Source organism: Glycomyces halotolerans, from assembly GCF_054779575.1.
In genome coordinates this window covers 34,455-57,090 of record NZ_BAAGXZ010000022.1, presented here as the reverse complement: position 1 = coordinate 57,090, position 22,636 = coordinate 34,455, and the positions used below count along the sequence as shown (strand labels likewise).

The window sequence follows — 22,636 nt, the reverse complement described above, 5'->3', positions numbered from 1 at the left end:
GGCACATGGGCCGGAGCCGGGTGCACCCCATCGAAGTCGAGAGCATGCGCATCCTCGCCTCCCGCGTGGACCTGTCGCGGTTCGGCCCGCTGAGCCGGGCGGTGATCGAACGGGTCGTCCACTCCTCCGCCGACGTCCGCTACGCCGACGACCTGGTAGTGGGGGAGGAGGCCCTGCGGCGCGGCTGGCAGGCGCTCCGCGAGGGCATGCCGATCATCGCCGACAGCCGCATGGTGGCCGCCGGGATCACCAGCACCGACGTCGAAGTCCCGCTGGCCTGGCCGGATGTGGCCGAGCGCGCCCGCGAGCGCGGCACCACTCGCAGCGCCGCCGCGATCGAGCTGGCATGTGAGCGGTTCGGACCCGGTGCGGTGTGGGCGGTCGGCAACGCGCCCACCGCGCTCGAGGCGATCCTCGCCCACGCGCCCGAACCGGCCCTGGTGGTCGGCCTTCCGGTCGGGTTCGTCGGCGCGGTCGAGTCCAAGGCCGCCCTCCGCGCCTCAGGGCTGCCGTCGGTCTCGAACCGCTCAGAGCTCGGTGGCTCGGCTGTCGCCGCCGCCGCCGTCAACGCCCTCTTGTACTCCGCACCTACCGTTTTCGAGGAGAACCGCACATGAGCCACCAACTGATGATCGTCGCCCACGGCACGGTCGACCCGGACGGGCAGGCCGAATCGTTCCGCCTGCTCGAACAAGTACGGGCCCTGCGGCCCGGCCTGCGCGCCGATCTGTCCTTCCTGGAGCTGTGCCCGCCGCCCATCAGCGAGAGCGTGTCCGCCGCCGTCGCGGACGGCGTCGACCACATGACGGTGGTTCCCCTGGTCCTCCTGGGGGCCGGGCACGCCAAGGGCGACGTCCCGGCCTCGATCGCCGCCGAGCGGGAGCGCCGTCCGGGCGTGAAGTTCACCTACGGTGCGCCGCTCGGGGTCCGTCCCGAACTGCTCGACCTGGTCGACCGGCGGCTGTGCGAAGCGGTCGCCGCCGACCAGCGCGAGGAGACCGCCGTGGTCCTCATCGGACGCGGCACCTCGGACCCCGACGCGAACGCCGACCTGTTCAAGATCGCGCGCATGCTGTGGGAGGGCCGGCCCTGGCCGCTGGTGGAGACCGGTTTCGTCAGCCTCGCGCGGCCCTCGGTGCCCGAAGCGCTGGACCGCTGCCGGGCTCTGGGCGCCAAGCGGATCGCGCTGCTGCCGTACTTCCTGTTCACCGGGGTGCTGGAGCGGCGAATCCGCGCCCAGACCCGCGATTGGGTCGCCCAATACCCTGAGTGCGAGGTCGTCGACGCTCCCTACCTCGGACCGGACCGGGCCGTGGCCGAGGCGCTGCTGGCCCGCGCCGACGAGGCCGAGGCCGGACTGACGGCCGTCAACTGCGACGCCTGCCAGTACCGGGTCGCCCTGCCCGGCTTCGAAAACCGGGTGGGAGCGCCGCAGACGCTCCACTTCCACCCCGACGACCCCGCCACCCACGGCCACCACCACGGCCACCAACATGGGGAGGCCTCGAAGTGACCCTCCACCTCGTCCTCGGCGGCACCCGATCGGGCAAGAGCGCCCGCGCCGAGCTCCTGGCCGCCCGCAGCGGCCTGCCCGTCGTCTACATCGCCACCGGCACGGCGGCGGACGACGAGATGGCCGAGCGGGTCGCGGCCCACCGCGAGCGGCGCCCCGACTCCTGGCGGACGGTCGAGACGACCGACATCGCCGCCTCGCTCGACGAACTGCCCTCCGACGTCTGCGTCCTCATCGACGACCTCGACGGCTGGGTCACCGACCGGATGACCGAGGGCCGGCTGTGGACCGACGCCCCGGTGGCCGGGCTCGACGAGCACGAGCGCGCCGCTCGGAAGCGCATCCTCGCCGAGGCCGCCGACTGGAGCGAACTCGCCCGCGCCCGCCGCGCCCCGGTCGTCGTCGCCGCCGGACAGCCGGGCGGCGGACTCGTCCCCGCCGCGGCCTCCTCCCGGCGCTGGCTCGACCTGCACGGCGACGTGGCGCAGCTGATCAGCGAAGCCGCCGACAACTGCGAACTGGTCGTGGCCGGACGCGCCCTGCCGCTGCCGCCCCCAACCGAAGCCCACGCCGATGCCGAGGACCGGCTCCGCGACCACGGCGACACCCAGGTGACCGAAGGCGCGATCGACCTCGCCGTCAACGTCCTCGAAGGACCGCCGCCGTGGCTGGCCGAACGACTCGAAACGGCCGCGCGGAACCTCGCCGCCTACCCCGACCAGCGCGCCGCCAAGGCCGCCGCCGCGGCCCGGCACGGCCGAACCGAGGCCGAGTGCATGGTCCTCAGCGGGGCCGCCGAGGGGTTCTGGGCGTTCGCCCAGGTGCTCCGGCCCCGGCTCGCCGTGTGCGTCCACCCCACGTTCACCGAAGGCGAGGCGGCGCTCCGCTCCGCCGGCATACCGGTCCGCCGGGTCTACCGCGAGACCGAGAACTGGACGTTCGACCCCGACGACGTGCCCGACGAGGCCGACTTCGTCCTCCTGACCCGACCGGACAACCCCACCGGCGCACTCGACCCGGTCGCGACCGTCGAGCGGCTGTGCCGCCCCGGCAGGACCGTCGTCGTCGACGAGGCCTTCGCGGACTTCCTGCCCGACGGCGCCGATCTGGCCGGACGCGGCGACCTCCCCGGCCTGTTGGTCATCCGCAGTCTCACCAAGCTGTGGGGCCTGGCGGGCCTCCGCGTCGGTTACCTGCTCGCCGACCGCGCCACCGTCGCCCGGCTCGACGCGGCCCGCCAGCCCTGGCCGGTGAGCTCGCTCGCCCTCGAGGCGATCGAAGCCTGCGTCGCCGCCGAGACCGAGCGGGGCGAACGCGCCCGACTCGTCGCCGAGCGGCGAGCCGACCTCATCGGCGCGCTCAGCGCCATTCCCGGGCTTCGCGTCTGGCCCGCCGCGGCCAACTTCGTCCTCATCCGCACCGAGCGGACCGACCTGCGCGAACGCCTCCTGGCCGAGGGCCTCGCACTGCGGCGCGGTGACACCTTCCCCGGACTCGACGCCCACTACCTCCGCATCGCCGTGCGCGAGAACACCATCACCGACCGACTCCGATCCGCGATCACCCGCACCCTGGAGTAGCAGCGATGAACGACCTTCCCTCCCTCCTCGACTCGATCGAACCGGTCGACGGACGCTACGCGGCACTGGCCGACGAACGCCACAAAGGACTCGCCAAACCGCCGGGCAGCCTCGGCCGCCTCGAAGACCTCGGCGCACAGCTGTCCGCGATCGCCCGGTCATGCCCGCCGCCCGCCGTCCGGAACCCCGGACTGGTCATCGCCGCCGGAGACCACGGCGTCCACACACACGGCGTCAGCCCGTGGCCGCAGGAGATCACCACCCTCATGGTCAAGAACTTCTGCTCCGGCCGCGCCAGCGCCAACGCCATCGCCTCGGCCTGCGGCACCAGCGTCGCCGTCCTCGACGCCGGAGTCGCCAAGCCGCCCGCGCCGCACCCGGCGCTCACCAGCGCCCGGATCAGCGGCGGCACCGCCGACCTGCGCACCGAACCGGCCATGACTCCAGCCGAATGCACCGAGGCGATCCGCGCCGGCGCCGCCCTCGCCTACCGGATGATCGACTCAGGCGCCGACCTGCTCGCCCTGGGCGACATGGGCATCGCCAACACCACACCGTCCGCCGCCCTCATCGCCGCGTTCACCGGGGAGACCGCCGAGCGGGTGACCGGGCGCGGCACCGGCATCGACGACACGACCCTCGCGCTGAAGATCACCGTCGTCGACGACGCCCTCGACCGACACGGACCCGACCGCGACCCGCTCGGCACCCTCGCCTCCCTGGGCGGCCTCGAACACGCCGCCCTGGCCGGGGCGGCCCTCGCTTCGGCCGCGCGGCGCGTACCGGTCCTGCTCGACGGCGTCAACACCGTCGCCGCCGCGCTCGCGGCCGCGGCCCTGCGACCGGCCGCGACCGGCTACTTCATCGCCGGACACCGGTCGGTCGAACCTGGCGCCTCGATCGGCCTCGCCCATCTGGGCCTCGAACCGCTGCTCGACCTGGAACTTCGGCTCGGCGAGGGCACCGGCGCCCTGCTCGCGGTGCCCATTGTCCGCAGTGCGGCGGCCGTGTTGCGGGATGTCGCCGGGCTCGACGAACTCGACGCCTGATGCGGTCGCTGCGCGACGCACTCGGCTTCCTGACGGCACTGCCGGTCAACGCCGGCCCGCTCACCCGAAGCTCGGTCGCGCTGTTCCCGATCGCCGGTCTGGTGATCGGCCTCGGCTGGGCGGCCGCGGCCTGGCTCGGCCTCGGCATCGGAGGCCCACTGGTCGCCGCCGGCCTGGTCCTGCTGCTCGACTTCGGCCTGACCGGAGCGCTGCACCTGGACGGGCTCGCCGACACCGCTGACGGGCTCGCCAGCCACCGGCCGCCCGAACAGGTCCGCGAGGTCATGAAGGACCCGCGCATCGGTGCGGTGGGAGCCGCCGCCCTGGGGACGGCGCTGCTGCTCCGCTTCGCCCTGATCGGCACCGTCGCGGCGGCCGACCAGGGCTGGTGGATGATCGCCGTGGCACCGGTCGTCGGACGCTTCGCGCTGGTGTGGCAGCTGCACGCGAGCGACCCCGGCGAGCGATCGCTCGCGAACGGACCCGCCGCGGCGGCGACCGGACCGGTGACGATAGCGGCCGCGGTCCTCGCCGTCGCCGTTACCGGAACCACGGGCGCCTTGTCGGGCTTCGGATGGCTCATCACGCTGGCGGCGTTCGCGGCGGGCGCGGCCGCGGCGCGTACCGCGTTCCTCCGGTGGCGGCGCCGCCTGGGCGTGAGCGGCGACACGATCGGTGCCGGCGGCGTCATCGCCGAGACCGTCGCGCTCGCGACCCTGTCGCTCGGGGCGTCGTGAACGTGAACCGTCGCTCCGCCAGTAGTTGGGCGAATCCGTGTCGGACATTCGTGCGTAGCGTTGCGCCGCATCGTGGAGATGCAAATCGACCTGCATGATGACGGTGTCGTCAGTGACGACGGTCGAACTGTCAACGGTCCCCACCGGCGGTGTCGGAAGCGACAACCAATGCCAGTCTACTGTGGTCGGAATCAGGATTTTGGCACGCGTTTGGAAGACGCCAACCAGTCACGCTCACGGGTGGGGGACCTGGTCCGACTGGGTGGCTACCCCGCGTGGGCGGGGATGACGCCAACACCGCGCGCGGCCACTCAGTCACCCGAGAGGCCGAAAATTTCTTAGCACAGCCCGAAATTACCGGGCCACTTAAGGTGCAAATCCGGCGCGTTCGGCGAGCGGGATCAGGACTGGAACCTGCCGATAGGCACCACGCCTTCCCCTTCGGATCGCCGGCATCGCACTCAAGTTCACCCGCCGTTGCCTGGGAGAAGAGGCACTGCATCCCTGGTCGACGGCCTCGCGGAGCGTTCCTCAGCAGTGAAGGGCGCTGCCTCCCGGCCACTCGGAGTGACGCATGGGTTGCGCTAAGAGACTCATTGACATCAATGCTTCCGGTCACTAAGCTCTGGAAATTATCGGAAATTGCTCGGAAAGTTTCGCTCGATGTGGCCATGTGAACGCGCACATGACGGCGGATTTCGGGCGCATGATGACGATCTCTAGAAGGAGAGACATGTCGAACGTCTTCGGGCGCACGCCCGTCACAGCGACTCGTCGCAAGTTCATAGGCTTCTCGGTCGCCGCATCCGGCGCGCTCGCCCTCGCGTCCTGCAGCGGCGACGACGGCGGCGAGGTGGACGTCGACGCGCAGTCGAAGGGCGCGATGGACGACTTCGCCGCGGACATGCAGTTCACCGCGGCCGAGCCGTTCACGCTATCGCTCCTTTGGACGGACTGGCCCGAGCTCCCGATCAAGGACTCGTGGCAGTTCTTCGATGAGCTTGAGCAGCGCACCAACGTGAAGTTCGAACTGACCAACGTCCCGTTCAGCGACGTGGAGGAGAAGCGAAGCCTCCTGATCAGCGCGGGCGACGCCCCTACGGTCATCCCGTTGATCTACACCGGCGACGAGGCTTCGTTCGTCTCTTCGGGCGCGATCCTGCCGATCAGCGACTACGTCGAGCACATGCCGAACTTCCGGAAGTACGTCGAGGAGTGGGATCTGACCGACATGCTCGAGAGCCTGAAGCAGGCCGACGGCAAGTACTACATGCTGCCGGGCCTGCAAGAGGTGTCGGTGCCGGTCTTCACGGTCATCATCCGCAAGGACGTCTTCGACGCCGTCGGCGCGGGGGTGCCCGAGACCTGGGACGAGATGCGTGAAGCCCTGGTGAAGATCAAGGAGGAGTACCCGGACTCAAGGCCGCTCGCCGACGGGTTCGAGTCCGCTTCGTTGCTCAACTACGCCTCGCACGCCTTCGGGGCCCGGGCCGGCTGGGGCTTCGGCAACGGCATGGTCGACGACGGCACCGGCAAGCTCGAATACACCGCTGTGACCGCCGAATACAAGGAGATGGTCGAGTTCTTCCGCGGCCTGGTCGAAGACGGCCTGGTCGACACGGAGTCGTTCACGGCGGACAACGACGGGAGCGGCGGCGGCAGCGTGGCCGAGAAGTTCGCGAACGAGACCGTGTTCGCCGCATCGGGAGCGGCCGGGACCGCGATCGAGTTCGAGCAGGCCTTGAACGAGACGGTCGGCGAGGGCAACTTCGAGGTCCTCCAGATCGCCCCGCCCGGAGGCCCGGCGGGCCAGGTGGTGGAACCGCGCAACTTCTGGAACGGGTTCATGTTGAACTCCGAGGTCAAGGATTCAGAGCACTTCCTCGCCACCTTGCAGTTCCTCGACTGGCTCTACTACAACCCCGAAGCCCGCGAACTGCTCCGATGGGGCGTGCTGGACGAGACCTACACCAAGGACGCCGACGGCACGATCACGCTCAAGCCGGAGTTCTCCCTCAAGGCCTTCAACATCAATCTGGACGGCGAGACCGACATCCAGGAGGACCTCGGCTGGTCGAACAACGTGTTCGCCGACTCCACCGAGTCGCGAGCGCTCAAGGAGTCGTACAACACCGAGTCCTTCGTGGCCTACATGGACACCGTGCTCTCCACGCGCACGCCGCGCGATCCGTATCCGCCGGCGCCGCTCGACGAACTGGAACTCGAACGGGCGTCGCTCCTGGCGACGCCGCTGCAGGACACGGTGGACACGAACACGCTGAAGTTCATCCTGGGCGAGCGCGACATCGCCGAGTGGGACGACTACGTGTCCGAGCTCGAAGCCCAGGGGCTCGGCGACTACCTCGACCTCATCAACGGCGCACGCGAGCGCTTCGAGGAGGAGAACTCCTGATCCGCCCGTCGGGGTCGGAGCGCCCCGACGACGCGGACGGGAGGGAGTGGACATGCCCCTCACACAAGACGAGCAAACCTCGGAGCCGGTGACCGGAGCGTCGACCAGCGCCGTGTCCGGCCGGCTTGAAGGCGTCCTCGCCTCAACGCCGACCGCGCCGCGGAGGTTGTCCAAGCGCAAGCGGCAGAGCTGGCGGGAGGCTTTCCGGAAGGACTGGCAGCTGTACAGCCTCGCGCTGCTGCCGCTGATCTTCCTCGCGATCTTCAAGTACGGCCCCATGGTCGGCAACATCATCGCGTTCCGGAGGTTCCGGCCCGGCGGGAGCATCTTCGGCGACGAATGGGTCGGCCTGCGCTACATCGAGTTGTTCATCAACGACCCGACGTTCTGGCATGTGTTCGCCAACACGGCAATCCTGGGAGGGCTGACCCTCGTGGTCGGCTTCCCGCTCCCGATCGTGCTCGCGCTCATGCTCAACGAGGTCCGCAAGAAGTACTTCAAGAAGATCGTGCAGTCGATCTCCTATCTGCCGCACTTCCTCTCGGTGGTCATCATCGTCGGCATGCTCATGCAGCTCTTGTCGTTGCAGGGGACGGTCAACCAGATCATCGAGGCGTTCGGCGGCGAGGGCATTCCGTTCCTGCAGCGACCGGAGTGGTTCCGCGCGATCTACGTCGGCTCCGAGGTGTGGCAGACCGTCGGATGGGGGACGATCCTCTACCTGGCGGCGCTCACCACGGTCGACGACGCCCTGTACGAGGCGGCGAGGATCGACGGGGCCGGCCGGTGGCGCCAGACCTGGCACGTCACGATCCCGGGCATCCGACCGATGATGATCACGCTCCTGATCCTCAACATCGGGATGTTCCTCCAGGTGGGCTTCGAGAAGGTGCTCCTGCTGTACAACCCGCTGACCTACGAGACGGCCGACGTCATCTCGACGTACCTCTACCGGGTCGGTCTCGTGTCGAACAATCTCAGTTATGCGGCGGCGATCGGCTTGTTCCAGGCGCTGATCGGCCTGGTGATGGTGCTATCCGCGAACCTGATATCGCGGCGGATGGTGGGGACGAGCCTGTGGTGACCGAGACACGTACGACCAAGCCGGCGAACCGTCGGCCGGGATCCACGAAGGAGACGACCGGCACGCGTGTGTTCGGCGTCGTCAACGCGTTCCTGCTCGTCCTCCTGTGCCTGGTCATGCTGTACCCGTTCGTCACCGTCCTGGCCCAGTCGTTCAGCTCGGCGGGCGCGATCAACGCCGGCAAGGTGAGCTTCTGGCCCGTCGGCTTCAACGTCGACACCTACACCGCGGTGATGACCAACGGCACGTTCTGGCGCAACTACGGCAACACCGTGCTCTACACCGTGGTCGGCACGACGATCGCCATGGTGCTCACCACGACCTACGCGTACGTCCTGTCGAAGAAGCACCTCAAGGGCCGCAACGTCCTCATCGGCATCGCGGTGTTCACGATGTTCTTCAACGGCGGGCTGGTGCCGAACTACGTCCTCATCTCCTCGCTCGGCATGAAGAACACCATATGGGCGATCGTGCTGCCCAACGCGGTCTCGGTGTTCAACCTCCTGGTGATGAAGTCGTTCTTCGAGAACCTGCCGAAGGACATCGAGGAGGCCGCCCAGATCGACGGACTCGGCTGGTACGGCATCTTCGGGCGGATCGTGCTGCCGCTGTCGAAGGCGGTCATCGCCACGATGGTGCTGTTCTACTCGGTCCAGTACTGGAACGACTGGTTCCTGGCATTCCTCTACCTCGACAAGACCGAGTTGTTCCCGGTCACCTTGTTCTTGAGGAACCTCATCGCGGGAGCCTCCACCTCGGCCTCCGAAGGAGCGGCGGCCGCGGGATCGACCACAGCGCTGGTCTCCACGAACATCCAGGCGGTGACGATGGTGCTCACCCTCATCCCCATCCTGTTCGTCTATCCGTTCGTGCAGCGCTACTTCGTGTCGGGCATCATGCTCGGTTCGGTGAAGGGATAGAGAGAGCCGGGCCGGGTGCGACGGTCCCCACCAGGGACGTCGCGCCCGGCCCGGTACACCCCTGTCGGGAGACGGAAAGGAGCCGAAGGTGAGTTCAGAGCACGTCGGCGAGATCGGCCCGGGGACGCTCTCGCGGCTGACCGCCGCGATCTACCGGTACATCGTCCTCGGACTGTTCCTCGCCGGCTCCGGTGTGCCGACCCTGCTGCTGTGGACCGTGCTGGCTCCCGAGCCGGCGAACGTCGGGTTCTTCGTCGCCGCGCTCCTCCCGGTCGCGCCCGCGCTCTCGACGGCGCTGTACGCGCAGCGGGCATGGTCGGCCGAGCCCGACCTCAGTCCGGCGCGACCGCTGTTCCGCGGGCTCCGGCTGAACCTGCGGGACACGCTTTCCTGGTGGGTTCCCGTGCTCGCGCTCACGGCGGTGCTCGCGGTGAACGTCCTGTTCGCGGGAGACGTCGCCGGAGGCGCGATCCTGCGGCCGGTGTGCGCCGTGCTCCTGGTGGTGCTCGCCGTGTGGTCGGGGCATCTGCTGGTGGTGACCTCGTTCTTCTCGTTCCGCTTCCGCGATGTGCTCCGCGTGGCGGCGGTGGAGTTCTTCCACTCCTGGAAGTCGACCCTCGGCATCCTCTCGCTCCTCGTCGTCGCGACGGCCGTCGTGGCCGCGACCTCCGAGGCGGTGCTGCTGCTCCTGGGATGGGCGTTCGCCGCCTCGCTGTGGCTGATCGTCCGGCCGGTCGCCGCGGACATCACCGAGCGGTTCACCGGTTCGAGCTGAAGCGACGGCGCGATCGAGGCTCGCTGCCGCTTCGCCGAACCGTCAGGGCGCGGGGACGGGCCCCGTCGAGCCTCGGACGCGGAGCGTCGTCGCCAATTGGAGGTGCTGGAAGGCCGGTTGGACGCCGTCGGCCATACCGAGGACGGTCTCGACGGCCATCCGTCCCATGCCCGCGAGCGGCTGGCGCACGGAGGTGAGACTGGGCGTGGTCCACTCCGTCTGCGGCGTGTCGTCGAATCCCGTCACCGACAGTCGGTCCGGGACGTCGATGCGCAGCTCCTTGGCGGCGGCGAGGACGCCGATGGCGATCTCGTCGTTGCCCGCGACGATGGCGGTCGGCCGATCGGTGAGTGCGAGGAGGTCGCGGCCGTGCCTGGTTCCCGCCTCGACGGAGAACGCGTCGTGGCGGATCAGCGCCCGGTCCAGCGTGAGGCCGGCGGCGTCGAGCGCGGCCTGGTACCCGTGGAAGCGGTCGGACGACGGCGCCGAGCTGAGCGGGCCGCCGATCCAGGCGATCCTGCGGTGCCCGAAGCCGATCACGTGCTCGGTCGCCGAGCGGCCCCCCTCCCAGTTGGTGGAGCCGATGCTGACCACGCGGGCGTCCGTGGTGTCGATCGGGTCGATCGTCACCACCGGCAGCTCCAGGTCGTTCGCGGCATCGAGCACTGGATCGGGTACGGCGACGGCGAGTTCGACGATGCCGACCGCGCCCGCTGCCCGCAGCTCAGCGAGCCAGGCATGGGCCGTTTCGGGGCCGGTGCCGATCGGCCGATCGGGAGGGAGCCGGAGGAGCAGCTCGGTCTCGGCGGACGTAGCGGCGTCGAGGATCCCTTGCAGGACCGTCCCGGCGTAGCGCGACTCCACGAAATCGAGGACCGTGACCAGAGTCCGCTCCCGTATCCGTTCCTGGCGTACCGTCGTCGGCCGGTAACCGATCTCGTTGATGACGCGAAGGACGTGGTCCCTGGTGCCGGCCGCCACGTCGCCGCGTCCATTCAGGACTTTCGAGGCGGTGGCCTGCGAGACGCCGGCCGCGCGCGCGACATCCGCCAAGGTGACTCTCTTGGACTGGGGGCGCCGGCTCATTAGGTTCCCTTCAATGCTTTCGAAAGTTTTTCGAGCTTATCATGAGGCCTGCGTCCCGCCGCTTCCAGAGGATGCGCACGGGTCAGTGGCAATTGACAGTAATTGGCGTCGCAAGTAATCTGAGCTTCAGTCGAATAGTTTTCGAAATATTTTCGAATGATCAAGGAAACGAAGTGAGGCCATGAACGCCACCGGCACGCCGGAAACCCCGATTCGCATCGACGGCGAGACCCGCGAAGAGAAGGCACTGCCGCACGTCTGGAGCGAATGCGTCGGCGCCGGACGCGCGAACGAAGCACTCCGCGCGGACTGGCAGCGACAGTTCACCGAAGCGGTCGACACGCTCGGATTCCGCTACATCCGCTTCCACGGCCTCTTCCACGACGACATGTTCGTCTACCGCGAGAGCGACGGCGGCGGCTTCGGCCCAAACACGCCCCTGGAAGCACCGGTCCACACCTTCAGCTACGTCGACAAGGTCTTCGACTTCATCCTGGACACCGGAGCCCGCCCGTTCGTCGAACTCGGCTTCATGCCCCGCGAGCTCGCCACCGAGACCGAGACCCTCTTCTGGTGGCGCGCGCACGGCAGCCCGCCCAAGGACATGGCACGCTGGACCGAACTCGTGACACGCACCGTGGAACACTGGATCGACCGATACGGACTCGCCGAAGTCCGCAAATGGCGGTTCGAAGTGTGGAACGAGCCGAACCTCGTGCCCCACTTCTGGACCGGGACCAGGACCGAATACTTCGAACTCTATGCGCACACCGCGGCCGCGATCAAGCGCATCGACCCCGAACTCCTCGTCGGCGGCCCCTCCACGAGCGTCTTCGTCCCCGACGACCGCTACAAGGGCGAAACCGAAGACCGCTCCAAGACGCACGAGACGGCCACCGCCGACGACGTGGACGCGCTCGACTGGCGCCCGGTATGGATCGAAGAGTTCTTGGCCTGGTGCGACGAGCGAGCGGTCCCCGTCGACTTCGTCTCGACCCACCTCTACCCGACCGACTTCGCGTTCCACGCCGACGGAACCGGCGTCCACCTCTCACGCTACGCCGACGCGACCTACGACGACCTCACCTTCCTGCGGAAACTCATCGTCGACAGCGCCTACCCAGAAGCAGAGCTCCACATCACCGAATGGTCGACCTCTCCGTCCTCCCGCGACCGCATGCACGACACCGTTTTCGCCGCCACCTCGATCACCCGCTCATACCTCCAGTGCGCCGCACTCGCCGACTCGATCTCCTACTGGGCCTTCACCGACGTATTCGAGGAGGGAGGCGCGGGCATCGGACCGTTCCACGGCGGATTCGGCTTGGTGAACGAGGCCGGCATCCACAAACCCACCTTCCACGCGTTCCAGATGCTCCAGCGCCTCGGCGACCGGCTGCTCCTCACCACCCCGCACGGGGTCGTGACCCGCGACAGCCGGACCTCGGCAGTGGCGGCCGTGTTCTTCAATTACCCCGACGACATGGGCACGAAGGCGATCGGCTCGGCGGACTCGTACCAGGCGACCCGCGCGCTGGCGAACACGGGCCCGAGCCGGAGGATCCGGCATTCGATCGGCGGACTCGAGCCGGGCACCGTCTTCCTCGTCGAGATCATGGACTGGGAGCACGGGAACCCCGCCGATGCCTGGCACGGGCTCGGAAGCCCGCTCAATCCGTCACGTGAAGAGAGCCGATACCTGAGCGCCGTCGCCGACGCGCTCCTGCGATACCCGCTGACCGTGCCCGAGTCCGGCGTGCTCGAACTCGACATTGAACTCGAACCTTGGGCCGTGATGTCCTTGTGGCAGTCGTCATGACAATCGGGTCCTGCGCCCGGTGAAGGGCGGATCGGCGGTGCGCTCCGGCACGCGCACCGCCGACCGGCCCGGTCGGAGCCGGGCCACGGGCCCCGGCCGGGCTCACCCCTTCCGGGTGGTCTCAGACGCGTTGCAGCGCGAAGCGCTGGTTGACGCCGGCGGTGTAGTTCCATTGGGAGACGCGGGCGCCGTCGTCGGTGGCGACGTTCCAGACGTCCATGGCCAGGCCGCTGTGTCGGTTGACCAGGCTGACGGTGCCGCCGCCGTGGTCGACGACTTCCCAGAGCTGACTCGCCGCTCCGGTGTCGGGCTGTTGGGTGATGTCGGCACCGGCGCTGGTGCCGGAGACCTCGAGGACCAGTCCGGAGTGGCGGGCCCGGATCCGCCAGGCGCCGCCCCCGGAGTCGAGGAAGTCGAACTGCTGGTTCGCCCCACCGTGGACCGACCACTGGATCAATGTCGCCCCCGCGGCGGTGGAAGCGCCTTCGATGTCGGCGGCCTTCCCGCTGTGCTGTGCCACCAGCCGGTAACGCACCCCAGGCTCGGGATAGGACGAGCCCGCTCCGTCGGGCGTGGAGATCTCGAATCGACGCACCGTGACCGCGCCGCCGAGCGACCGCGTGGCGTAATTGAAGACGGCGAAACGGTAGCCCATGAAGAACTGCCAAGCGTTCTTCAAGGTGAAGCCCGGTCCCAGGCGGGTGAAGTCGGTGCCGTCGGTGCTGTACGAGAACAGCGCTCGGCGGCCCGAACCGGGGCGGATGTCGGCCTCGGCGCGAAGCCACACCGTGCCGCCCGACAGCACCGTCCCGGCCGCCTCCGAACCGGTGGCGACGGTGTTCCAGTCGCCGTCCATCTCGATGCCGTTCACCATGACGACTCGATGGGCGCCGTTGTCGCGTTCGACGCCGATCCAGGCCGAGGAGTCGCGCAGCAACGCCAGGCCGGCCCGGTCCCCGTCGCGCATGGCCGAGCAGTCGAGCTCGATCGTGGCCGTCGAGGTCGGGCCCTGGATCCGGTGGGTGAGGGTGTTCCGCGCCCAGTACAGGTCGTCGGTGACCGTCGCGGTCTGCAGTCGCAGGCCGTCGCCGGTCGACCAGCGGCCGTCGTCGGGGTTGTGGTTCCACTCCCACTTGGGATGCAAGGTCGCCCCGTCGAAGGTGTCGACGCCGGTCAGCGGCTCGGTCCGGCGCGGCGGCAGGTTCGGGAGCGGGTATTGCCGTCCCCAGGCCCCGTCCACGGTCCGGAGCTGCGGCCAGCCGTCACCGGTCCAACTGATCGGGGCCAGGGTGGGGACTCGTCCGCCGGGGTAGGCGTCGGTGAACGCCATGTAGTACCAGTCGCCGTTCGGAGTGTCGACGAGGCCGCCTTGGTGGGGCACGCCGCCGCCGTCGATCGGGCCCGGCAGGTCCAGCAGCAGCTCCCGCATCTCGTACGGACCCCAAGGCCCTGAAGTCGACTTGAGGACATATTGACCGTTGGCCGGCCGGGTCACGAAGATGTAGTGGTTCCCGCCGATCTTGTAGAAGCGGGCGCCTTCGAGCACGCCCGGCGGGTCCGGGGTCTGGAACACCGCCTGGTCCCGGATCTCGCGGGTCGCGTCGGTCGAGAGTTGGGCGACGCGGATCTCGGTGTTGCCGTAGGCGACGTAGACCGAGTCATCGTCGTCGAACAGCAGCCCCGCGTCGAAGTAGGACCGTCCGATCGTCGCGTGCCTGGTCCAAGGCCCTTCGGCGGCCGGAGCGGTGTAGACGTAGGTGTTCGCGAAGTCGATCTGGCCGATCCAGTAGAACCGCCCGTCGCTCGGACGGTGGTTCAGCGAGGACGCCCAGATTCCGCGGACGTAGCCCCGGGCGCCGTTGAGATCGTATTTTGAGCCGAAGTCGAGCCTCGGCACCGAGTGGCCGGCGAACTCCCAGTTGACCAGGTCCCACGAGCGCAGGACCGGGGCGCCGGGGGAGTAGTGCATCGTGGAGGCCGACAGGTAGAAGGTGTCGCCGACGCGGATGATGTCGACGTCGGCGAAGTCCTGCCAGATCACCGGGTTGGTGAACGTCTGCTGGGCCTGGGCCCCGGCGGCGGGGATGTTCACGACCGAAGCCGCGAACACCCCCGCTCCAGTGGCCAGGACCGCGCGGCGGGAGCCGGTGCGGTCAAGCCATGACATTGGAGATCACTGCCCTTTCAGCGGTTTAGTCGAGGTTCCAGCGTTGGTTGTCGCCGCCGTGGCAGGTCCAGAGTTGGACCAGGGCGCCGTTGGCGGTCGAGGCGCCCGAGACATCGAGGCACAGCCCGGACTGGGCGTTGGTGATGGAGCCGTCGCCGCTCAGGTTCCAGCGCTGGTTGGTCCCGCCGTGGCAGTCCCAGATGATCGCCGCCGTCCCGTCCGAGGTGCCCGCGCCCTCGGCGTCCAGGCACTTGCGCGAACCGCCGGAGTAGACCGACAACTCACCCGAATCGGTGTAGGTCCACTGCTGATTCACACCGTCCCAGCAGTCGTAGATCTGCACCTGCGTCCCGTTCTCGGTCGACTGGTTCGGCACGTCCAGGCACCGGTCCGACCCCACACCACGCACATGAGCGCCCCCACCGGACGGAGGCGGCTCCGAGTTGCCACAGTCGGAGGTGGGGTTGGTGTGGGTCAGAAGCCCGAGGCGGTAGGGCAGCTGCGAGTAGTCGCCGCCGGAGTTCGGGTCTCTGCCCTGGTAGAGGTACTGCATGTTGCACGGGTCGATCTCCATGGTCTGGTCGCCGCCGGTGCGGACCATGTCGCCGTGGCTGATGTCGTTGGTCCACTGGCCGCCGGGGAAGGAGACGTTGCTCGAACGGGCGAACGGATTGGACTCGGTGTCGGCCAGCGGCGTCCATTCGCCGAAGTTCGCGTCCAGCCGGTCGGAGGTCCAGGACCGGAAGTACCGGGCCCCGTCGGAGCCGATCGCCTCGATGAGCAGCAGGTACTGGCCGGTGTCGCCGATCTTGTAGACGTTGGTGGCCTCGAACAGGCTGTTGTCCGGGGCTTCCATGAACAGCTCGACGTCGCCGAAGCCGTTCGGGAACTCGGCCACGGTCGTCTGGGCGCGGTAGAACTGCTGGTTGTCGTTGTTGAAGAACATGTAGCAGTTCACGTCGTCGCAGGTGACCCAGTAGTCGACGATGTAGGAGGAATTGCCGTCGGCGATGCCGTGCGAGGACATGAAGTTCTGCGCCGGCGAGGCGGTCTGCGGCTGCGAGGGGTGGTCGATGGTGGAGAAGGACGGCAGCCCGGTCTGGTAGACCAGGTACCACTGGTCGTCGGGTGCGAAGTAGAACACCTGCGGCGCGGCGCGGTAGCCGCCGCCGATGGCGGTCTGCGACAGGTGGTACTGCTGGGCCTGCCCGGCCTGGGACCAGTCGGTGAATCCGCCGAAGTAGGTCAGCGACCAGCTCCCGTCGGTGTCGGCGGTGGTGGCGTACACGTGGTACTGCCCGTCGACCTGCACCGCCGTCGGGTCCTTGATCGACACGAGCGTCCGTCCCGGCGCGGTCTGCTGCGGCGCGACCAACTGGCCGCTGGATTCCCACTGGAAGGTCGTGGGAAGCGGGTCGGCCTGTGCCGGGGAGGTCGCGGCTGCGAGCGTGGCCGCTACGAGGGCGGCTGTCAACGCAGTCGCCAGCCAGACGATCCGTTTTCGAGCTCTGGTCGGTTTCATCATGGGCCTTTCTGGGAGGGCCCCGAGTCTGTTATCGCTAACAGCCTCGCGGGTCTCGGAAATTTTCCGCGACTCTGCCGAAAATACAGAGCCGTGGGGACAGGATAACCAGACGCCTTTGGATATGTAAATAGATCTATGTGTGGCAACTATTCGCCGAGGTGCGTACCGCTGTCGCTCCGGGCTGTTGTCTCGTGGGCCCTACCGGCCGCGGGTGGCGGAAGGAGGGGCGGTGCTGGCTCGCACGATGAGCTCGGTGGCGAGTTCGACCCGCGGCCGTGGGAGGGACTCGCCTTGAGCGAGGGCGAGGAGCATGTCGGAGGCGGCGGCCGCCATCTCCCGCAGCGGCTGGCGGACGGTGGTGAGCGGGGGGATGTTCCACTGGGCCATCGGCAGGTCGTCGTAGCCGACCACGCTCAGATCCTCGGGGATGCGGACCCCGGCCTCGGCCGCGGCCTGGTACACGCCCAGGGCCTCGCCATCGTTGCCGGCGACGATCGCGGTAGGCGGATCGCTCAGTCGCAGCAGCTCGCGGGTGTGGTGCCTGCCGTCGGCGATCTGGTAGTCCCCGATGCGCACCAGCGTCGGGTCCACCTCGACTCCCGCCAGGTCCATGGCGGCCCGGTAGCCGTCGAGCCGGGCTCGCGCCGACAGGATGTGCTCGGGTCCGGTGATCGCCGCGATGCGGCGGTGCCCGAGCCCGAGCAGGTGACGGGTCGCCGAGAGGCCGCCGTTCCAGTTGTTGGCGCCGACCGCCGCCGACTCGGGGTCGGGGTCGCCGGCCGGATCGAGGAGCACGAGGGGGATGTCGCGGCTGCGGAGCTGCTCGCACTGCTCGGCGGTGAGCTCGGTGAACACCGCGATGACGCCGGTGGGGCGGCGGGCCAGGACGTCCTCGACCCAGCCGCGTCCCGGGGTGTGGCGCCCTTCGAGTTCGGAGACGACCACCCCGAGCCGGTGCTGGCGGGCCACTTCCTCGACGCCGTTGATGATCTCGATGCCGTACAGGCCCCGCAGCTCGTGGAAGACGACCTCCAGCAGGGGGGCCGCCTTGACCGCTCGCTTCTGGCGCCGGTAGCCGTAGCGGCGGATGACGCCCTCGACCAGCTCGCGGGTCTCGGGGGCGACGTTGTCGCGTCCGTTCACGACCTTGGAGACCGTCGCGATCGAGACGCCCGCGTGGTCGGCGATCTGCGCAATGGTCAGCGGCGCGCCGCCCGACCCGGTGTCGGGGGAAGCGCTTTCTCCAGCCGAAGTCATTGGCAGATCTTAGCGCCTCTTCGCGTGAACATTCGTCGGAGCGTTGGCACGAGCGGCGGCCCGCTTGACGAGATATCGAACGATATCTATAGTCTGGGGAACATAAATTTCTGAGATGAACCAGAAATTTTCGTCACCCCGCAGGCGTGTGCGGCTCGCCTCCCCGGCACCGCTGGCCGCGCAGTCTGCTGAGAACGCGAGCTCATAGGGAGATGCGCAAGAGTGAGAACGATAACATCACGCGGCCGTGCCGCTGGAACGATTCGATGATCCAACCCCCGAGAGACAAAGGATTCGCAATGACCAACAACGCACCCAGGCGGCGTCGCCTCTGGTCGGCCGTCGCCGCGGTCGCGACCGCGGGCCTGGCCGCGACCACGGCGCTGGTGATGTCGGCGGGGTCCGCGCAGGCCGCCGACACGCTCGGCGCCTCGGCGTCCGAGAGCGGTAGGTACTTCGGCGCCGCGGTCGTCCCGAGCCTGCTGGGCGACTCGAGTTACTCCTCCGCACTCGAAGGCGACTTCAACAGCGTCGTGGCCGAGAACGCGATGAAGTGGGACGCCACGGAACCCAACCGGGGCCAGTTCAACTTCAGCGGCGGCGACCAGATCGTCGCCTACGCCCAAGCCCGCGGCATGAAGGTCCGCGGCCACACCCTCGTTTGGCACGCCCAACAGCCCGGCTGGGTCCAAGGCTTGACCGGCGACGACCTTCGGCAAGCGATGATCGACCACATCAACGGCGTCGCCGGACACTGGGCCGGCGACATCGAATCATGGGACGTGGTCAACGAGGCGTTCGAGTGGGACGGCAGCCGCCGCCAGTCGAACCTCCAACAGCAGCTCGGCGACGGCTGGATCGAGGAGGCGTTCCGCACCGCCAGGGCCGCCGACCCCAACGCCAAACTCTGCTACAACGACTACAGCACCGACGGGATCAACCCCAAGAGCACCGGGATCTACAACATGGTCCGGGACTTCAAGGCCCGCGGCGTGCCGATCGACTGCGTCGGGTTCCAGAGCCATCTCAGCTGGGACTCCGACCTGAGCACCTATCAGGAGAATCTGCAGCGCTTCGCCGACCTCGGCGTCGATGTCGAGATCACCGAGCTCGACGTCGGCGGCTCCGGGGCCGCGCAGGCGGACGTGTACCGGCAGGTCACCGAGGCGTGCATGGCCGTCTCCCGCTGCACCGGCATCACCACCTGGGGCATCACCGACGCGCACACCTGGCGCCCCGACGACTCCCCCCTCCTGTTCGACTCCAACTACCAGAAGAAGGAGGCCTACTACGCCGTGCTCGAAGCGCTGAACAACGGCGGCACTGAGCCGCCTCCGTCCGGTGGTGACGGTGTGCATGTGCGCGGTGTGGGGTCGGACCGGTGCCTGGACGTGCCGAACCAGTCGACCGAGAACGGGACGCAGCTGCAGATCTACGACTGCTGGGACGGTGCGAATCAGCAGTGGACCTACACCGACGCCGGTGAGCTGTCGGTCTACTCCGGCGGTTCGCGCAAGTGCCTGGACGCCGAGGGCGCCGGCACCTCGGACGGGACGGCGGCGATCATCTGGGACTGCCACGGCGGGACCAACCAGCGCTGGAACGTCAACGCCGACGGTTCGATCACCAGCGTCCATTCGGGGCTGTGCCTCGACGTGGAAGGCTACGGCACCGAGAACGGCTCACCGGTCCACCTGTGGTCCTGCCACGGAGGCACCAACCAACAATGGAACCTGGATTAGCGCCAGGCTCCCGCATCAGGAAGGCCGCCCGGGCACGGACAGCGCCCGGGCGGCATCCTCGTTCAATATCAGGAATGACGGACGTCGCCGTCGAGCCCGCCGGCGACGTCCCACGTGAAGGAGTGATCGATGGCAGTCTCAAGACCCGGAGTCCAAGGAGCCGAGGCGCTCGCGGCGGCGACCGCCCCGACCGGGCCCTTCGCGGTCGGGGTGCGGGAGTTCGCCTGGAGCAGAGGCGATCGCAGCCTCCTCACCCGCATCTTCTACCCGGCGACCGGCTCGCCGGGCGGCGAGCCGGTGCGCGACGCTCCGATCGCGGACGGCCGCTTCCCGGTGATCGAATGGAGCCACGGCCTCGGCGGCAACCCGGAGAGCTACGGCACCCACATCCTCCCCTTGGCCGGCGCCGGCTTCATCGTCCCGGCGCCGTTGTTCCCGACCACCTCCACCGGCACCGAGGGCAAGGTCGACGACGTCTACAACGGCAGCCAGTCGCTCGACGTCACCGAAGTCATCAGCCGCACCCTCGAACTGAACGAGGGCGGGGACATGTTCGCCGGCCGCATGGACACCGCGAACGGCGTCGGCGCGGCCGGGCATTCCCTGGGCGGCATGACCACCCACGGACTCCTCACCGCCTGGCCGGACGAGCGGATCACCGCCGCGATAGCGCACGCCACCGTGGACATGGGCGACCCGGCCGAACGGGTCACCGCCAAAGTCCTGTTCGTCCACGGCGACCAGGACGAGATCTGCGAATACGACCTCGCTCGCCGGGCTTATGCCGCGCTGCCGGGCCCGAAGGCCTTCATGACGCACACCGGCCAGGGCCACGACGAGTACATCTGGAACGGCCCCACCTACGACCAGACCGTCGCCACCAGCCTCGACTGGATGCGGTGGAACCTGTACGGCGACACCGCCGCACGCGACCGGCTTCCGGCCGACGCCTCCGGCGACGGCATCGTCTGGGAAGCCGAGCTCGACTGACCCCCGAAGGCCGAGGGCCGAGGACGCGAGGCGTCCCCGGCCCAAGGCGCACCTCAGTCGGCAGTGCAGGTCACCGCCGGCGTCGCCGCCGAGCCGGTGCCGATGAACCCCCAGGCGCCCGCGGTCTGTCCGGCTTGGACGGTGCCGTTCCAACCGACGTCGACCGCGGTCACGGTCGATCCGGACGTGGTGACGTCGGCGTTCCAGTGGCTGCTGATGCTCTGACCGCCCGGCCAGGTCCAGGTGAGCGTCCAGCCGCTGATGGTGTCGCTTCCGGCGGTGACGAGGAGATTGCCCTGCCAGCCGGAGCCCCAGTCGTTGACGACCTCGATCTCGGCCGAGCAGCCGGACCCGGTCGGCGGACTGGTGGTCTCTTCCGGAGGTGTGGTCTCATCCGGGGGAGTCGTCTCGTCCGGAGGCGTGGTCTCCTCGGGCGGGTCGGACTCGAACCGGTTGAAGAACTCCCAGGTCTCTCCAGGCAGCCACGAGTCGGCGCCTTGGCCGGCGGCGCCATCGCGCGGTGCTTGGATGTGGCCCTCGTCGAACGAGGCCCACACGACCGGGTGGTCCGGCGAGCATCCCGAGAACTCGGTCGTGATGTGCGTCCGGCTCCCTTGCGGAGGCGATGGCGTGGTCTGCGGGGTGCAGCCGTTGTTGCCGACGAACCTGTCGCGCTGGGAGATGCCGTCGGTGAAGTTGTCGGTGGTGCCGTGCGCCGCGTAGACCGCGACCGGCTCGGTGCCGCCGTCGCATCCGCTGACGAACCCAGGCGAGCCGTAGGGCGCGATGGCGCGGAACACGTCGGGTCGCGAGCACGCGAGCGAGTAGCTCATGGCTCCGCCGTAGCTGAATCCCAGGGAGAAGCGCTGGTCCGTGTCGACGCACAGATCGCCCTCGATGAGCGCGAGCATGTCGTCGACGAAGGCGATGTCCTCGCCGCCGTTGTTGGCCCAGGCGTTGTCCAGGCCCTGAGGAGCGACGAAGATGGTGGAGTCGCCGGCGAGCCGCTTGAGCCCGTAGTAGGCGTAAGTGCCCGCCTCCACCGTCTGACCGGTCGCCACATCCTGAGCGGTGCCGCCCCACCAATGGAAGGCGAAGACGAGGCGGTAGGGACGGTCGTCGTCGTAGTCGGAGGGGATGTCGAGGATGAAGCTGCGACTCGTGCCGCCACTCTGGATGGTGTGGGTGCCGCTGGTCAGGCCGGGGGCCTGACCACATCCGGCTGTCGCTTGCGCCTGTGCCGGGGACGGCGAAGGATCGGCGGTGGCCGCCAGCGTGCCCGCGGCGAAGACTGCCGCCAGGGCCGCCGCGACCAGCGCGATCCTCGCGCCGGTTCTCGAAGAGGTCATGATGAGACGCCTTTCGTGTCGTCAAGAACGGTTCAACTTGCGTCCCTGCGGCGGAAACTTTCGTGAGAGGCTCCGAAAATTACCGTATCCTGGTTATCGATAAATGTCCATATATGCTCGGCTGCTCGGTCCTGGGCTCCTGGCCCGCACCGGACTTCGAGCACACCCGCCTCGCCGTGCTCCTCGAACGCCGCAACCCCTGGGTCCGCCATTCGGGCGTGAAGGCCATCGTCATCGGCCGCTGAAACCAACGGACATGTGTCGAATCCGGTGAGGTGGTGGGGTCGAACCGGACCGAGCCGGACGGCACCTACGGTCCTTGGAACCGTTGGGTTCGTGACTCGAATCGGATAGTTGCCGGTACGCCGGTTGCTCTTGATGGGGGGTGTCAGCCCGGCTAGCGGGGGAGATGTCGGCATGTCCTGGCAGTATTGGAAGCGACAACCAATGCCAGTCTATTTTGGTCGGCATCAGGATTTTGGCACGGCCTCGTCGTGGTGGGTGTTTCTGCTGCTTGTTGGGGTTCTTCGTCCGGATTTTGAGACGAGGAAAGGCGCCGCTCCGAAGATCGACGCCTTTGCATGTTGCCTGGTAGTTGCAGGCCTCATGGCGACCTATGCAAACCTATTT

Annotated in this window: 18 protein-coding genes and 1 pseudogene; 13 read left to right on the top strand and 6 right to left on the bottom strand. The window is 68.5% G+C overall.

The features are described from left to right. The first annotated feature begins 5 nt into the window (after positions 1-5). From ACYVL2_RS16675 to ACYVL2_RS16635, 9 genes are all read left to right on the top strand, one after another. Positions 6-617, top strand: coding sequence for a precorrin-8X methylmutase (locus tag ACYVL2_RS16675; RefSeq protein WP_460545378.1), 612 nt, complete (start codon positions 6-8; stop codon positions 615-617). Further along, positions 614-1,513, top strand: a complete 900-nt coding sequence (locus tag ACYVL2_RS16670) for a sirohydrochlorin chelatase (protein WP_460545355.1) — start codon at positions 614-616, stop codon at positions 1,511-1,513. The genes ACYVL2_RS16675 and ACYVL2_RS16670 overlap by 4 nt, the downstream gene beginning before the upstream one ends. Further along, positions 1,510-3,093 carry an Rv2231c family pyridoxal phosphate-dependent protein CobC gene (gene cobC / locus ACYVL2_RS16665; protein ID WP_460545353.1) on the top strand — a complete coding sequence of 528 codons (1,584 nt, stop codon included), beginning with the start codon at positions 1,510-1,512 and terminating at the stop codon, positions 3,091-3,093. The genes ACYVL2_RS16670 and cobC overlap by 4 nt, the downstream gene beginning before the upstream one ends. Before the next feature lie 5 nt (positions 3,094-3,098). Then, a complete protein-coding gene (gene cobT / locus ACYVL2_RS16660; RefSeq protein WP_460545351.1) occupies positions 3,099-4,142 on the top strand; it encodes a nicotinate-nucleotide--dimethylbenzimidazole phosphoribosyltransferase in 1,044 nt (347 codons plus the stop codon). Further along, on the top strand, positions 4,142-4,879 hold the full coding sequence (locus tag ACYVL2_RS16655; RefSeq protein WP_460545349.1) for an adenosylcobinamide-GDP ribazoletransferase: 738 nt from the start codon (positions 4,142-4,144) through the stop codon (positions 4,877-4,879). The genes cobT and ACYVL2_RS16655 overlap by 1 nt, the downstream gene beginning before the upstream one ends. Positions 4,880-5,612: 733 nt before the next feature. Next, positions 5,613-7,292 carry an ABC transporter substrate-binding protein gene (locus ACYVL2_RS16650; RefSeq protein WP_460545347.1) on the top strand — a complete coding sequence of 560 codons (1,680 nt, stop codon included), beginning with the start codon at positions 5,613-5,615 and terminating at the stop codon, positions 7,290-7,292. Positions 7,293-7,344: 52 nt separating this feature from the next. Further along, positions 7,345-8,376: an ABC transporter permease gene (locus tag ACYVL2_RS16645; protein WP_460545345.1), complete on the top strand. Its 1,032-nt coding sequence runs from the start codon at positions 7,345-7,347 to the stop codon at positions 8,374-8,376. Beyond that, positions 8,373-9,296, top strand: coding sequence for a carbohydrate ABC transporter permease (locus tag ACYVL2_RS16640; RefSeq protein WP_460545342.1), 924 nt, complete (start codon positions 8,373-8,375; stop codon positions 9,294-9,296). Before ACYVL2_RS16645 ends, ACYVL2_RS16640 begins: the two co-directional genes overlap by 4 nt. Positions 9,297-9,384: 88 nt before the next feature. Continuing rightward, positions 9,385-10,071 carry a hypothetical protein gene (locus ACYVL2_RS16635; RefSeq protein WP_460545340.1) on the top strand — a complete coding sequence of 229 codons (687 nt, stop codon included), beginning with the start codon at positions 9,385-9,387 and terminating at the stop codon, positions 10,069-10,071. A 42-nt stretch (positions 10,072-10,113) separates the two neighbouring features. Here the strand turns inward: ACYVL2_RS16635 and ACYVL2_RS16630 are convergent, their stop codons facing one another. Further along, positions 10,114-11,157, bottom strand: coding sequence for a LacI family DNA-binding transcriptional regulator (locus tag ACYVL2_RS16630; protein ID WP_460545338.1), 1,044 nt, complete (start codon positions 11,155-11,157; stop codon positions 10,114-10,116). Between the two features lie 181 nt (positions 11,158-11,338). Between ACYVL2_RS16630 and ACYVL2_RS16625 the strand changes: the two genes are divergently transcribed. Next, complete coding sequence (locus ACYVL2_RS16625; RefSeq protein WP_460545336.1) at positions 11,339-12,976, top strand: GH39 family glycosyl hydrolase; 1,638 nt, start codon at positions 11,339-11,341, stop codon at positions 12,974-12,976. A 121-nt stretch (positions 12,977-13,097) separates the two neighbouring features. Here the strand turns inward: ACYVL2_RS16625 and ACYVL2_RS16620 are convergent, their stop codons facing one another. From ACYVL2_RS16620 to ACYVL2_RS16605, 4 genes and pseudogenes are all read right to left on the bottom strand, one after another. Beyond that, a complete protein-coding gene (locus tag ACYVL2_RS16620; RefSeq protein WP_460545376.1) occupies positions 13,098-13,496 on the bottom strand; it encodes an RICIN domain-containing protein in 399 nt (132 codons plus the stop codon). A 48-nt stretch (positions 13,497-13,544) separates the two neighbouring features. Then, positions 13,545-15,143 (bottom strand): annotated as a pseudogene (locus ACYVL2_RS16615) (glycoside hydrolase family 43 protein); the annotation flags it as partial. A gap of 25 nt (positions 15,144-15,168) precedes the next feature. Next, positions 15,169-16,668 carry a non-reducing end alpha-L-arabinofuranosidase family hydrolase gene (locus ACYVL2_RS16610; protein WP_460545334.1) on the bottom strand — a complete coding sequence of 500 codons (1,500 nt, stop codon included), beginning with the start codon at positions 16,666-16,668 and terminating at the stop codon, positions 15,169-15,171. Positions 16,669-16,866: 198 nt separating this feature from the next. Continuing rightward, positions 16,867-17,925, bottom strand: coding sequence for a LacI family DNA-binding transcriptional regulator (locus ACYVL2_RS16605; RefSeq protein WP_460545332.1), 1,059 nt, complete (start codon positions 17,923-17,925; stop codon positions 16,867-16,869). 299 nt (positions 17,926-18,224) lie between these two features. Here ACYVL2_RS16605 and ACYVL2_RS16600 point away from each other — a divergent pair, with 299 nt between their 5' ends. Continuing rightward, positions 18,225-19,667 carry an endo-1,4-beta-xylanase gene (locus ACYVL2_RS16600; RefSeq protein ID WP_460545330.1) on the top strand — a complete coding sequence of 481 codons (1,443 nt, stop codon included), beginning with the start codon at positions 18,225-18,227 and terminating at the stop codon, positions 19,665-19,667. Positions 19,668-19,796: 129 nt separating this feature from the next. Next, on the top strand, positions 19,797-20,657 hold the full coding sequence (locus ACYVL2_RS16595) for an alpha/beta hydrolase family protein (protein WP_460545328.1): 861 nt from the start codon (positions 19,797-19,799) through the stop codon (positions 20,655-20,657). Positions 20,658-20,710: 53 nt separating this feature from the next. Here the strand turns inward: ACYVL2_RS16595 and ACYVL2_RS16590 are convergent, their stop codons facing one another. Beyond that, positions 20,711-22,006: a CE1 family esterase gene (locus ACYVL2_RS16590; RefSeq protein ID WP_460545326.1), complete on the bottom strand. Its 1,296-nt coding sequence runs from the start codon at positions 22,004-22,006 to the stop codon at positions 20,711-20,713. A 113-nt stretch (positions 22,007-22,119) separates the two neighbouring features. On the opposite strand from ACYVL2_RS16590, the gene ACYVL2_RS16585 reads away from it, so the two are divergent. Beyond that, the gene (locus ACYVL2_RS16585) at positions 22,120-22,251 is read left to right on the top strand and encodes a hypothetical protein (RefSeq protein ID WP_460545324.1); all 132 of its coding nucleotides are present in this window, start codon (positions 22,120-22,122) and stop codon (positions 22,249-22,251) included. Positions 22,252-22,636 lie beyond the last annotated feature (385 nt).